At 42.8% G+C, this 13,999-nt stretch carries 15 protein-coding genes; 13 read left to right on the top strand and 2 right to left on the bottom strand.

All coding sequences use genetic code 11. The features are described from left to right. Positions 1-564: 564 nt before the first annotated feature. The gene (locus J7W16_RS18905; protein WP_210599051.1) at positions 565-1,500 is read left to right on the top strand and encodes a stage II sporulation protein SpoIIQ; all 936 of its coding nucleotides are present in this window, start codon (positions 565-567) and stop codon (positions 1,498-1,500) included. A gap of 68 nt (positions 1,501-1,568) precedes the next feature. Here the strand turns inward: J7W16_RS18905 and J7W16_RS18900 are convergent, their stop codons facing one another. Further along, positions 1,569-2,453: an ABC transporter permease gene (locus J7W16_RS18900; RefSeq protein ID WP_210599050.1), complete on the bottom strand. Its 885-nt coding sequence runs from the start codon at positions 2,451-2,453 to the stop codon at positions 1,569-1,571. Next, positions 2,446-3,402, bottom strand: a complete 957-nt coding sequence (locus J7W16_RS18895; RefSeq protein WP_210599049.1) for an ABC transporter permease subunit — start codon at positions 3,400-3,402, stop codon at positions 2,446-2,448. The genes J7W16_RS18900 and J7W16_RS18895 overlap by 8 nt, the downstream gene beginning before the upstream one ends. A 258-nt stretch (positions 3,403-3,660) precedes the next feature. Here J7W16_RS18895 and J7W16_RS18890 point away from each other — a divergent pair, with 258 nt between their 5' ends. The 12 genes from J7W16_RS18890 (at position 3,661) to J7W16_RS18835 (ending at position 13,561) form a co-directional block, all read left to right on the top strand. After that, complete coding sequence (locus tag J7W16_RS18890) at positions 3,661-3,837, top strand: hypothetical protein (protein ID WP_210599048.1); 177 nt, start codon at positions 3,661-3,663, stop codon at positions 3,835-3,837. A 12-nt stretch (positions 3,838-3,849) separates the two neighbouring features. Further along, a complete protein-coding gene (locus tag J7W16_RS18885; protein ID WP_210599047.1) occupies positions 3,850-4,089 on the top strand; it encodes a hypothetical protein in 240 nt (79 codons plus the stop codon). A gap of 2 nt (positions 4,090-4,091) precedes the next feature. Then, complete coding sequence (locus tag J7W16_RS18880) at positions 4,092-4,394, top strand: DUF4212 domain-containing protein (RefSeq protein WP_210599046.1); 303 nt, start codon at positions 4,092-4,094, stop codon at positions 4,392-4,394. 18 nt (positions 4,395-4,412) lie between these two features. After that, the gene (locus J7W16_RS18875) at positions 4,413-6,068 is read left to right on the top strand and encodes a sodium:solute symporter family protein (protein WP_210599045.1); all 1,656 of its coding nucleotides are present in this window, start codon (positions 4,413-4,415) and stop codon (positions 6,066-6,068) included. Between the two features lie 1,287 nt (positions 6,069-7,355). After that, positions 7,356-7,643, top strand: a complete 288-nt coding sequence (gene spoIIID / locus J7W16_RS18870) for a sporulation transcriptional regulator SpoIIID (RefSeq protein WP_210599044.1) — start codon at positions 7,356-7,358, stop codon at positions 7,641-7,643. Between the two features lie 112 nt (positions 7,644-7,755). Continuing rightward, the gene (gene mreB / locus J7W16_RS18865; RefSeq protein WP_210599043.1) at positions 7,756-8,760 is read left to right on the top strand and encodes a rod shape-determining protein; all 1,005 of its coding nucleotides are present in this window, start codon (positions 7,756-7,758) and stop codon (positions 8,758-8,760) included. A gap of 43 nt (positions 8,761-8,803) precedes the next feature. Then, a complete protein-coding gene (locus J7W16_RS18860; RefSeq protein WP_210599042.1) occupies positions 8,804-9,625 on the top strand; it encodes a flagellar hook-basal body protein in 822 nt (273 codons plus the stop codon). A 30-nt stretch (positions 9,626-9,655) separates the two neighbouring features. Further along, positions 9,656-10,495, top strand: coding sequence for a flagellar hook-basal body protein (locus tag J7W16_RS18855; RefSeq protein ID WP_210599041.1), 840 nt, complete (start codon positions 9,656-9,658; stop codon positions 10,493-10,495). Between the two features lie 26 nt (positions 10,496-10,521). After that, complete coding sequence (locus tag J7W16_RS18850) at positions 10,522-11,046, top strand: DNA-directed RNA polymerase subunit beta (RefSeq protein WP_210599040.1); 525 nt, start codon at positions 10,522-10,524, stop codon at positions 11,044-11,046. Positions 11,047-11,161: 115 nt separating this feature from the next. Further along, complete coding sequence (gene fabZ / locus J7W16_RS18845; protein ID WP_210599056.1) at positions 11,162-11,587, top strand: 3-hydroxyacyl-ACP dehydratase FabZ; 426 nt, start codon at positions 11,162-11,164, stop codon at positions 11,585-11,587. A 31-nt stretch (positions 11,588-11,618) separates the two neighbouring features. Continuing rightward, positions 11,619-13,304, top strand: a complete 1,686-nt coding sequence (locus J7W16_RS18840; RefSeq protein ID WP_210599039.1) for a sensor domain-containing protein — start codon at positions 11,619-11,621, stop codon at positions 13,302-13,304. A gap of 80 nt (positions 13,305-13,384) precedes the next feature. Continuing rightward, positions 13,385-13,561, top strand: a complete 177-nt coding sequence (locus J7W16_RS18835) for a hypothetical protein (RefSeq protein ID WP_210599038.1) — start codon at positions 13,385-13,387, stop codon at positions 13,559-13,561. The last annotated feature ends 438 nt before the right edge of the window (positions 13,562-13,999 follow it).

Genomic DNA, 13,999 nt, shown 5'->3' with positions numbered 1-13,999 from the left:
GTTTTAAATTACAGTATGTGTATATTAATCTTGGAGGACTGTACTAAAAGTTTTTTTTAAGAGGACAAAAAAAGACGAAGACCCCCGTCAGATCAACTTTCTCTGAGGGAGTCTACGTATATTTCATCCGCTAGATGATTGCCTTGTTTCGGTATTTCAGTTAGACACTTTAGTTATGGCCCAGCCTCATTGTCTTAATCATTTTGAATAGAAACTGTCAGTTGTCTCGTAACTGTTGGTATAAAATTTTTGAGACATAAATGAATCCGGATTTAGTCTAGCACAAAGCGGACGGGATGGGAGGGCCGACTCCTGCAGGATGAAAGGGCAGGTGGAAATCCACTGGCGAAGCCAGTTAGTTCCACGCCCGCCTGCGGAAAGCGTGCCCCCCATCCCGGTAGCGAAGCCGAAGCTCTTATCATGTCATTCCTACTAGCTTCAAATCTTTTTCATGAAACAATGCATAATCAAAACCACTTTGTCGAAAACTAATTCAAAAAAAGTTTTTAACAAATGTATATATTGCCCAGAATCTGATCAGAATGATGTCTGAGGTGATGAGAAATGAGAGAAGACAATAATCGTTCTTCTAAAACTGAGGAAAAACAAGCAAACATTCAAAGCATTCTTCGTAAACGTTGGGCTGTACCTGCACTATACTTAGTCGTTGCTGCATTTGTATTAAGTGCTGTATTCATGCTACAAGATGGGGATGAAGTTGCAACACCAGAAACAGGCACGACAGAAACAGGACCTATCGCAGGAACGGACATGGATCCATTTGGGCAAGAGGCTGTTCCGGTTAACGCGTCATCAGAACAAGTTCAAATGCCAGTTGCGGATGAAGAAGATATCAATGTCGTTGGTTACTTCTATGATATGAATGGGACAGATGAGGAGCAGCAAGAAGCTCTAGTGTACTACAATAATGAATACATTCCGAACAAAGGGATGGACTTCGCACAGGTTGATGGCGAAAGCTTTGATGTAGCTGCATCATTAAGTGGTACAGTTATTCGAGCAGAGAAGGACGAGCTTTTAGGTTATGTTGTTGAAATTCAACATGAAAATGATGTACTAACACATTACCATAGCTTAGAATCAATCGAAGTTGAAGAAGGTGCCAATGTGAAGCAAGGAGATATCCTTGGTGCTGCTGGCCGTAATGTCTATAACAAAGAAGCTGGCATTCATGTTCACTTCGAAATTCGTCAAGATGGTGTTGAAGTAAATCCAAACAGTGTCTTCGATCAGCCAATTGATTCTGTAAAAGATATCGCAGATGAAGCCAAGAAGGAAGCTGACAAGAAGGAAGAAGAAGCTCCAGCTGAAGACGAAACACCAGCTGAAGAAGAAGCTCCTGCTGACGAGGAAGCCCCAATTGAAGAAGAAGAAACGAATGTTGAAGAGTCTCCAATTGAGGAAGAAGAAGAAACAAATGAACAAGCTCCAGCCGAGTCTGATGAAGACCCAGCTGACACAGAAGATGAATTAGGATAAGCTTCTATGTTAATGCAATAAAAGGCCACTGAAAATAACCATTTCAGTGGCCTTTAGCATGGAGAAGATTACTTACGTTGCTCAAGCTGTTTACGAAGTCCCTCTCCGAATAGCTGTAGGGAGAAGATGGTATAGGCAATGAGCAGTGCAGGAAAGAGGGGAATCCAAATATCTGAGCGAAGGTACTGTCTTGTATCAGCTAACATCGAGGGCCAGAGCTGGAGTGTGTTACGGACAACAATGCCGACACCTTCCTCATCCAGCCACATCTGCGACAGAAAGATCGATAGAAATCCGAGCTGCCCAAGCAGCAGCATCACCTTTGATGTATCTAAAAAGAACATGACAATCAACTGTGGCTTCAAGTGACGCCAGTAGTAATATTTGAAAATGGTTGAAGGGCGACTTCCGTTCACGATGGCCCCCTCCATATAGCTTGATTGATACACTTGTCTGACATGGTTTTGAACAGAGACACCAACCCGGCCACACTCAAGTAAGGCAATAAGAACCAGTGCCCAAAGCAATCGTTGCTCTGACACAACGAGAAAAGGCAGATTCAATACCAAAATGGTGAAAATTAAGATCGGAACCATTGAGAAAAAGGTGTTTAAGCCATGAATAATCCAATGACAGATGCCCTTATTTTGATAGGAAAGCATCCCAAGAGGGACGGCAATTACGAAACGAATCAGGGAAATGGCAAGGACAACCAGTAATGTATCTCTACCTGCTGTAATTAAAAGGGTAAGAATATCCTCCCCGTTCTGGTTTGTACCTAACCAATTGGTACTAGAAGGGGGATAGGGCGGGATCAAAATGGTACCGTCCTCTTCTGTGTAAAACGTCTTGATCTCATCCTCACTTTGAAGAATATCAGGAAAAAAACTAAGCAAACAGAAACAGACTAGTATTGATAATAATACAATCGCAACTTTTAATTGATTATTCATGGCGGCCTCCTTTAAGCAGTGGAGACAGGTGCATAAATACCTTGCTAATCAGCTGGATCATCGCAATTAAACTAATGAATACCGCAAGAATAGCAATAACAAGCTCTGGCTCATACATTTCCGGGTTGAAGGGAGATCGGTTTCTCCCAGTAATATTAGACTCGGCAAATCCAAGTGCTTGATATAGTCTCAGAGCAGCCCCGCGAAAGTAGGTTAAATACTCAATAATAATTAAATTAGAAAGGACATAAATGAAAATTCCAGCAAGATGCGGGACAACATGGATGAGTCCACTCGTAAATTGATGCTTCCATAACACAAAGAAGACGGATAAGCCTTTACTACGGGCTGTCGTAATATACGGATGACCTTCTTCAGTCATCAGAGCCGAACAAACAATTCGAGCCATATACATTGTTGGGAAAATAGCTAGAAGACTACCAGCAATGACAAAGTTATGCCAGCTCTCATAGCCAAAGATACTCAGATGAGGGAAGCCACGATCAATGAGCCAAAGCATGATCATCTGGAAGACAATAATGAAGAAAAAGTCAGGAATCGATTGCAATGTGAACGTTGTTGGAGGACCAAGCAGACGAAAACGACTATGTCTCGTACGATAATCAAAAAAACCTTTAGCTGTGCCAATGAGTAATGAGATGACAAAGGCAATGAAGATCACAATTAGACTACGACTAACATAGAGACTTACCTCTCCAGCCACCGACTTATCAAATTTCGTTGTCCCCAAATCAAAGTTCATGAGCATGCTGATATACTGTAAAACTTGTTCTATGTATCTTTCAATGGAGAACCCATAGAATAAATGCACATCGTACTCACTTACACTAAATGAGACCTCTCTTGGAATCCAGACGAGCAGGATGATCGTCAAGATTGCAAAGAGCCAGCTCAAACCTGTTTTAATGAATTCTCTCAAAATAAACATATGATTCCCCCATAAGTGTTACAATGATTAGTTATTTTACCATAGTTTAACAACTGTAGATTCATTATGTAAAAAAATAAGTAGATTATCTAACTAAGAAAAGAACAGCTTGACGATAAAAGAATTGTTTGAAATAATAAAAAAAACAAGGAAAATTTTTGCATATATTCCCTCTAGCCACCATAGAATACAACCACAGCCTATTTTTTTGCCACATTATGATAACGCTTACATAATCTAATAGTGGAGGTCCTCATCATGATTTATTTCTTTCTACTTCTTTTAGTGCTCTCAATTTTCTTTGCCATCCGTTTAAAGAAACCATTATGGCTTTCTGTGCCATTTGCCGGTATCATTGTGTATTTCATTATCCAGATTTCTATGGTTCCGCTAGGTTTTTTTGAAACATTGAAATTCATCTTTAGCTTACGTTAGGAGGTACTGCCTATGATATGTCAAAAGGAACCAAAGGAAGAGTCAAACCCGATTAAACAGCTGATATTTGTAAGCGGTTTCCTCGCTCTATTAATCATCGTCTATGCCATTATTATTCATCCATTTTGTTTGCTTGCCATACCGGTGCTCACACTGTTTGTGATGATTCGTGTAACACAGTTACCGAGGAGCAATGAAAGACAAGATCAATCGAATTGCTTTGGGAGACAATATCAAAAAAAGGGGATGTGAAGATGAGGAAGATTGATAAGAGTGTCGCTGATGCCTATTTTCGTGCACGGACAAGACTTGTAGTGATTTGTCTGATTCTAGGTGGCTTGGTTTCATTTGGTGTCGTTGCTTTTGCCGAACAACTTTCTGCCTACAGCTTTTTGGGAATGCCACTCCATTATTACATGGGTGCCCAGGGGGCGGTTCTAACCTTTGTTATTTTACTCTTTGCTAACGCAGTAATTAGTGACCAGATTGATCGTAAGTTTGGAATTGATGAGGAGCATAATACGACGATTAGTGCAGGTAAAGTTCTAGATCACTAGGTAAATGGAGGCGATAATATGGATCAGCAATCCGTTGTTTCGGTTTTATTGATTTTAGCAACCTTTGGGCTTTATATCGGTATTTCTATTTATAACCGTGCAAAAGCAACCTCGGACTTTTACGTAGCCGGTCGAGGCGTACCGCCGTTTTGGAATGGAATGGCGATCGGTGGAGACTGGATGAGTGCGGCTTCCTTTATTGGGATGGCTGGAACGATTATGATCATGGGCTATGATGGCCTTGCCTATATTATGGGCTGGACCGGTGGCTACCTTTTCTTAACCTTTTTACTTGCACCACAGCTTAGAAAGTATGGAAGATACACGGTTCCTGAATTTATCGGTGACCGCTTTGATAGCAACACAGCACGCTTAATTGCAGCAATCGCAACGATCATCATTAGTTTCACTTATATTATCGGCCAATTGTCTGGCTCCGGAGTCGTGATTGGGCGTATTCTCAACATCCCGGCAATGTACGGGACGATGATTGGGGTCGTTGTCATCGCGATTTATGCGACACTCGGTGGAATGAAAGGGATCACCTGGACACAAGTAGCCCAATATATGATCCTCATTATCGCCTACGTCATTCCAATCATTTTCATGTCCCTACAAATTACGAGTAATCCATTACCATGGTTAACCTACGGAAATATTGTTAGTGAATTAGGAGCCCTCGACCGTGAGCTTGGAATTACTGAATACTTCACCCCATTTGCTCAAAGTGAAAAGGCCCAATTTATTGCGTTAATGTTCACGCTAATGGTCGGTACGGCAGCATTGCCGCACGTGATTGTCCGTTTTTATACGGTCACAACGATGAAAGCCGCTAGATGGAGTGGGGCATGGGCATTAGTGTTTATTGCCATTTTATATTTATCCGCACCAGCCTACGCTGCCTTCTCGCGCTTCATCCTAATGACAAGAGTAGCCGGACAACAAATTAGTGAACTACCAGCTTGGACTGAAGCATGGGTTAACACAGGCCTGTTGCAGGTTGCTGACACAAATGGGGACGGGATCCTACAATGGTCAGAGCTAATCATTAAAAATGATATCGTCGTCATGGCGACACCTGAGATTGCTAATCTAGGCGTATTCGTCATAGGACTAGTCGCAGCAGGTGCCATGGCTGCAGCCCTCTCAACAGCAGGTGGATTACTTATTACCATTTCGTCTTCCTTCGCCCATGATATTTATTATCGCCTCGTCAATCCAAAAGCAAGCGACAAAAATCGATTAAAGGCAGGCCGCTGGGCAATTGTCCTCGCGACAATCGTAGCCGGAGTCGTTGCCTTAGATCCACCTGGAGTGATCACCCAAATTGTCGCCTGGGCGTTTGGTCTCGCTGGTGGAACGTTCTTCCCTGTGCTCCTGCTAGGCGTATGGTGGAAACGTGCCAATGCTAAAGGGGCCATTGCCGGGATGTTAACTGGTTTAGTTGTTGCCTTAACGTATATATTCCTTGCTAGAAGTGGCATCATGCTCTTCGGGATCAAGGACACAGGTGCGGCCTTAATCGCTGTGCCGATCAACTTCCTAGTGATGGTGATCGTCTCACTTAAAACAGCAGCACCATCGCAAAAAATTCAAGATGAAGTCGTCGATCTACGCTACCCTGAGCAAATGACCTATCGTGACGGGGAAGTATGGATGAATGATGGGAAATAGAGATGTGGGAAACGGCCAGGGGTGGAGCTCTGGCTGTTTTTTTGTTGTGTGGGTGTTGCCATGATGCTTGCTGTTTGTGCGGTGAGGCTCATAACTGAGTGGATTTGGCTCATAAAGGTGCATACCTCGCTCATAACAGGCTGCTGCCCCTCGATTTACAGTTGAATATGGAGGAGGGGGGTTCTTTGTGGCTGGAAGTTTGATTAAATAGATGGTTTCTTAAGGGCATGGTGAATGAAATGCAAGATCCAGCAGGGGAAACCTTTACTTTTGGATGAGGGTAGTATGTGAGCTGAGGGGCAGCAATCAGCGCCATGTGCTGTTTTGAGGTGAGGCTCATAACTATGTAGATTTGGCTCATAAAGATGCGGATCCTGCTCATAAATAGCTGACTTCCGCTCATAAAGGTGCACATCTCGCTCATAACAGACCTCCGCCCCTCGATTTACAGTTGAATATGGGGGGAGGGAGGTCTTTAGTGGCTGGAAATTTGATTAAATAGATGGTTTTTTAATGGCATATTGAATAAAAAGCAAGATCCAGCAGGGAAAACCTTCACTTTTAGATGAGGATAGCATGTTAGCTGAGAGGCAGCCATCAGTGCCATGTGCTGTTTTGAGGTGCGGCTCATAAGTGAGTAGATTTGGCTCATAAAGATGCGGATCTGGTTCATAAGTAGCTGAGTTCGGCTCATAAAGGTGCATATCTCGCTCATAAGACAGCTCCGCCCCTCGATTTTCAGCTGAATATGAAAGAAGGAAGGTTCTTATTGGCTGGAAGTTTGATTAAATAGATGGTTTTTTAATGACATATTGAATAAAAAGCAAGATCCAGCAGGGAAAACCTTCACCTTTAGATAAAGGTAGCATGTTAGCTGAGGGGCAGCCATTAGTGCCATATGCTGTTTTTGAGGTGAGGCTCATAACTATGTAGATTTGGCTCATAAAGATGCGGATCCTGCTCATAAGTAGCTGAGTTCCGCTCATAAAAGTGCATATCTCGCTCATAACAGACCGCTGCCCTTCGATTTACAGTTGAATCTGGAAGGAGGGAGGTTCTTAGTAGCTGGAAATTTGATTAAATAGATGGTTTTTTAATGACATATTGAATAAAAAGCAAAGTCCACCAACAAAAATCTTTATTTTAATCAAAAAACAGGTAGAACGTCCCTTTTGTTTGAAAATTATAAATCTCATACCCTGTCCTTTGTAATAATGTGGTATATCTGCTGGCTCTTCCTAATAAACTGTACCAATCACCAAGATAGTAATTAGGGAGGCGAGTCGTGTGCACGATTACATCAAAGAGCGAACCATCAAGATTGGTAGGTACGTTGTCGAGTCCAAGAAAACGGTGAGAACGATAGCCAAGGAGTTTGGGGTTTCGAAAAGTACCGTACACAAAGACCTCACAGAGCGTTTACCAGAAATTAATCCAGAGCTTGCGAATGAAGTGAAGGAAATCTTGGAATATCACAAATCAATCCGTCATTTAAGAGGCGGAGAAGCAACGAAAGTGAAATACCGAAAGTCGGAAGATGAAGAGAGTAAGACCGCTGTAAAAACACGCAACTAAATTTTCAAAAAAATCCCACCCTGTTCGGACATTCTGTGATAAAATTAGGAATTAGGTAAATCGTATTAGTATAGGTACGATTATGTTCGGAAACAGGGAGGAAGAAATAATCATGTTTGGTCGAGATATTGGAATAGACTTAGGTACTGCGAATGTACTCATATACGTTAAAGGAAGTGGCATCGTTCTTAATGAACCATCCGTTGTAGCAATTGATACGACAACAAAGCGAGTACTTGCCGTTGGGGAAGAAGCGTTTCGTATGGTTGGACGTACACCAGGAAATATTGTTGCCTTACGCCCGATGAAAGACGGGGTCATAGCTAACTTTGAAATGACCGAATCCATGCTTAAGCATTTCTTAAGCAAGATCAACGTCAAAAGTCTTTTTTCTAAGCCAAGAATTCTAATTTGTTGCCCGACAAATATTACGTCGGTGGAACAAAAGGCCATTCGTGAAGCAGCAGAGAAAAGCGGCGGGAAGAATGTTTACTTGGAAGAAGAACCAAAAGTTGCCGCAATCGGGGCTGGAATGGATATTTTCCAACCGAGCGGAAACATGGTAGTTGACATTGGCGGTGGAACAACAGATGTTGCTGTTCTTTCTATGGGCGACATCGTCACCGCTTCTTCCATGAAAGTAGCAGGCGACAGATTTGACGCGGATATCCTTTCATTCATCAAGAAGAAATACAAACTCCTTATTGGAGAAAGAACAGCTGAGAATATAAAGGTACAAGTGGCAACCGTATTTCCGGGTGCACGTCAGGAAGAAATTGACATACGCGGACGTGATATGGTCAGTGGACTTCCACGAACAATTACGATAAACTCAAAAGAGATAGAAGGGGCTTTAAAAGAGTCTGTTTCTTATATTGTACAAGCGTCAAAGCACGTGCTTGAGAAAACCCCTCCAGAATTGTCTGCCGATATTATTGATCGCGGCGTAATTTTGACTGGTGGTGGAGCGCTCTTACACGGAATTGACCAGTTACTCGCTGATGAATTAAAGGTACCTGTCCTAGTAGCAGAAGAGCCTATGCATTGTGTTGCGAAGGGAACAGGGATTATTTTAGAGAATCTAGACCGCATGTCTAGTAAAAAAGTAAGAATATAACGAGACTGATCGTTGCATAACGGGACGATTAGAGGAGGCCATCATGTTAAGAGGAATGTACGGGGCTGCTGCAGGGATGATTGCCCAGCAACAACGCCAAGAAATGCTGACAAACAACTTAGCCAATGCGAATACACCAGGATATAAAGCCGACCAAGCTTCACTTCGAGCATTTCCAAATATGCTTCTTCATGCAATGGACACAAAAGGTGCTCCAGGTGGACAAGCCTCTCTAATCGGTGAGATCTCAACAGGTGTGTATTTACAGGAACGTATGCCGAATTTCCGTCAAGGTGACTTAATGGAAACAGGCAACGCAACGGATATTGCCCTTCTACAAGGAGTCATGCCACCGAATGAAAACGGCACACCAAGTGCGTTATTCTATACAATGCAAGATGAAGCCGGTGAACTACGTTATAGCCGAAACGGGAATTTCGCGATTGATGGGGAGGGCTTCTTAACTTCTGCCCAAGGTCATTATGTCCTTAGTACAGCTGGAGAACGTATTCAGGTTGGAAACGATGGTTTCCGCGTGAATGAAAACGGTGTTGTCTTCAATGACCAAGATCAACAGGCTGGACAGATCAATGTTGTCTTTGCTCAGGATCCACTGCAGCTAGTGAAGGAAGGAAATGGTCTGCTTCGTTTTACAGGTGAAGGTGATCTTCCGACAGCTGTTGGTAACGGAGAAGTGGGCTTTAAGCTACAGCAACGCTTTCTTGAGCGTTCTAATGTAGATGCCTCTCAAACAATGACTGAGATGATGAGTGCTTATCGTTCATTTGAAGCAAATCAAAAGATTCTACAAGCTTATGACCAAAGTATGGAAAAAGCAGTGAACGAGATTGGAAGAATCGGTTAGTTACCGTAATGAAATGAAAGAGGGATAACGATGAATACATCAATGATTGCCGCGTCTGTCACAATGGGGCAGCTACAGAAGAAAATAGACACCGTTTCTCATAACATGGCTAACGCAAGCACAACTGGTTACAAACGTAGAGAAGCAACATTTTCGGATTTGCTCTTTCAACAAGTCAATAACCAGACGGTTCCTTCCAAAGAAGTTGGCCGCTTAACACCACTTGGTCTTCGTGTAGGCTCAGGTGCGAGAATTGCTCAGACGGCACTCCGTCTTGATCAGGGCTCAATGATACCAACCGATCGTGAATTGGACTTCGCTTTAACAGAGCGTGACCAATTCTTCAGGATTGAATCGATTGAAAATGGCGTAGCAACAGAACGATTGACACGTGATGGTGCATTTTATTTAACGGAGAGCGAAGAAGCTCCTGGACAATGGTCGCTTGTGACAAGCAGTGGGAGTTATGTCCTAGGTGCTGATGGCAACAGAATGAATGTACCGGATAACTTTAAATCTATTAGTTTATCAAACGGCCAGCTTGTTGCAACAATGGGTGATGGAACAACACAAGCCCTCGGCCAGCTTGGCTTAACTCAAGTACTCAAGCCGCAGCTTCTTGAAGGTGTCGGTGATAATTTGTACCAACTTAGTGATTTTGCTGCTCTTGGTTTTGCTGAGGCTGATGTCATTCAAGCAGTTGGACTTAACCAACAGGCTCTCAGTCAAGGTATGCTGGAAGGGTCGAATGTCGATATTGGACAAGAAATGAGCGAATTGCTTACGGCACAGCGTCATTACCAATTTAATGCACGATCGATTTCTATGGCAGACGATATGTCTGGATTAATCAACGGAATTCGTAGGTAATCGTGAAGTAGATCGAGGAGTATACGATGACTGAAAAAGAAGCGAAAAACAAACAGCTTAACGAAATAGAGGATCTAAATGCGACAAGCACCAATGACCAAGATACAGTTGCTAAGAATCTTGACGCACCTGCCAACAAGTCTGTCGCGGATACGATCATAGACGATGAGACGAAGGTAGACTCTGACTCGGATGTAGTGGAAGAACCAAGCTATGACGACGATTCTGACTCGAAGTCCGTAGCTGAATTGGAGAATGAATCAGAGGATCAACAAGTAACCAATGATAAGCAGGAATCCAAGCTGGCTGAGGATGAGGAGCAAGAGACTGAGACTGAGAAGCGTGAGGCACGACGTAAGCGAAGACGTCGACCTCGCTTACGTATCATTCCGATTTGGTTACGATTACTGATTTCAATTGTCCTTATTGGTGGTAGCTTGATCCTTGGCCTAATGGTTGGCTTTGGTGTAATTGGAGATGGAGAGAATCCATCTGACATTTTAGATCCAGATATTTGGTATCGTATGATCGATATTATCCGAGGGCGCTAATCCTCGGATTTTTTGATATTGTCAAATGGAGAAAACATTGGAATTCTAAACATTATTAGAAAACAATGAAAATTATGGTATAATTGCATAAATAGAGATTGAAAGGATGAATGTTTTGCTAACAATTGAAGAGATTAAAGAAGTTATTCCACACCGCTATCCTTTTTTACTAATTGACCGTATTGAAGAGCTTGAAGAAGGCAAACGAGCTGTTGGTATCAAAAATGTAACGGTGAATGAAGAATTTTTTAATGGACATTTTCCAGATTACCCAGTCATGCCTGGAGTACTAATTGTTGAAGCGTTAGCTCAAGTTGGAGCTGTAGCAATCCTAAAGCTCGAAGCAAACAAAGGCAAGCTTGCAATGTTTGCTGGGATTGATAATTGTCGTTTCAAAAAGCAAGTTAAGCCTGGAGACCAGCTTCGACTTGAAGTCGAGATTACTCGCATGAAAGGCCCAATCGGAAAGGGACATGCTGTTGCAACAGTTGATGGAGAAATAGCTGCAGAATTAGACATGACCTTCGCCATACAAAAATAGACGTTTAGACATAAGAAAGAGAGGCCTGGGAATGAATGCAGCTATTACGCGTTTTGTAGAAAATGAAAAAAACGTTGAAACGCTTTTTAACCACATGAATGACGGGTTAATGATGACCAATACAAAGTGTGAAATTGTTGCTGTAAATCCAGCCTTTGAGAGAATGACGGGCTTTACAATGAGTGAAGTTGAGGGGCAAAACCCCCATATCCTTAAGTCCGCACAAACAGCTCCCGATGTGTATGAAAAGGTATACGAAACCGTTCTATTAGAAGGCTCTTGGACAGGGGAGCTTCTCAACAAGCGAAAGAATGGCGAAGACTTCTGGTCAGATCTTACGATAACTTCGATTAATGACATAGATGGAGAATGCTATTTCATCGCAATCATCAGGGATAGCACTGAACGTAAGCGTCAGGAAGAGAAGATGAGAGAGTTGGCATATCATGATGAGCTGACAAACCTCCCAAATCGCCTGAACTTTAAAGAATCACTCCAGCAAGCAATAGCAAATGCGAATCGTGACGACAGGAAAGTGGCGGTTCTGTTTCTTGATGTCGACCGTTTCAAGAAAATTAATGACTCCTACGGCCACGATGTTGGCGATGAACTATTAATTCAGATCGGTGAGCGGATACAGAGCGTGATTAGTGATCACGGTACGGTCAGTCGTTTCGGTGGTGATGAGTTCACCATTTGCATCGGAAATACATCTGATGAGCATGCCAATGTATTAATCAGTAGTCTATTTGATGCCTTTGAAGAGTCTTCATTCAAGATCAAGGAGCATCAATTTTTCATGTCAGTGAGCATCGGTGTCAGCTACTACCCAGAACACGGCCAGGACGTGGATACCCTTTTGAAAAATGCAGATAGTGCGATGTACCGAACAAAGGAAGACGGACGTAATAACTTCCAAGTGTACGAGCCAGCAATGAATGCCCGCACCGCCCAGAAGCTTTCATTAGAAAGTGCACTCATTCAAGCATTGAAGAAAAAAGAGCTAGAAGTCTTCTATCAGCTCCAGGTTGACGTTGAAAACGGGAAACCGTTTGGTGTCGAGGCATTAGTGAGATGGAATCATCCAGTAGATGGTGTGCTGTCACCAGCGATTTTCCTTACACTTGCTGAAGAAATCGGTCTCTTAGCTGATATGGACGAATGGGTCTTAAATGAGGCATGCATGCAAGGCAAGAAGTGGCATGACAGTGGCTTCAATGAATTGATTGTTTCAGTGAATGTGTCCAAGGACTTCTTCAAGCGGAAGGACTTCATCGCCCGCATTGAAAAAGCATTAACAAAATCACAGCTCGAACCAGCATATCTTTGCTTGGAAATTACCGAAAAAACCGCGATTCTCCAAGCGAAAGACATTCGAGAAAAGCTCCAAAGCTTAAAGAAGCAAGGCATTCATGTCTCGCTCGATGACTTTGGGACAGGCTATTCTTCACTAAGCCAGCTTAATCTGTTCCCAATCGACACATTGAAAATTGATCAATCATTCGTCCGAGGCCAAGCATCAAAAGCCAATGATGCTATCGTCAAATTCATCATTGAAATGGCCAAAACCCTAGGCGTCTCCGTCATCTGCGAAGGCGTTGAAACCGAAAAGCAACTCGAACTCATCAGAAGCGAAGGCTGCCACCGCGCCCAAGGCTTCTACTTCAGCAAACCCGTCCCCTCAGACGACTGCGAGAAAATGATGAGAGAATTATAAGTGAATGAGCACCTCTATCTGATGATAGGGGTGTTTTTGGTGTGGTGAGGGCATAGTTTAGGTAAGTGCATAGTGAATTAATGTCCAGCCGAGGGGGTGCGGCTCATAATGTTATCAATCTCGCTCATAAAGATGCGGATGCCGCTCATAAAACAACGAATCCGGCTCATAAAGTCATGCATTCCGCTCATAAAGCGGGCCATATCCTTGATCAACAGCTGCATTCTGCTGAAAAAGTGTTTGCTTCTGCGAAATAGCTGGTAAATTGGCTGGAAGTTAGATTAATTAAGGTCATTTCAGAAGTGCATAGTGAATTAAAGGCCAGCCATAGGGGTGCGGCTCATAATGTGGTCAATCTCGCTCATAAAGATGCTAATTCCGATCATAAAACCGTGCATCTGGTTCATAAAGTCAGAAATTCCGCTCATAAAGCGAGCCATATCCTTGATCAACAGCTGCATTCTGCTAGAAAAGTGTTTGCCTCTGCGAAAATAACTGGTAAATTGGCTGGAAGTTAAATTAATAAAGATCATTTCAGAAGTACATAATGAATTAAAATCCAGCCAAAGGGGTGCGCCTCATAATGTGGTCAATCTCGCTCATAAAGATGCTGATTCCGATCATAAAACCGTGCATCCGGCTCATAAAGTCAGGCATTCCGCTCATAAAGCGAGCCATAGCCTTGATCAACAGCT

The organism is Halalkalibacter suaedae, from assembly GCF_017939705.1.
In the GTDB taxonomy this organism is placed as follows: Bacteria; Bacillota; Bacilli; order Bacillales; family Bacillaceae_D; genus Halalkalibacter; species Halalkalibacter suaedae.
This window is presented reverse-complemented; position numbering and strand designations above follow the sequence as displayed.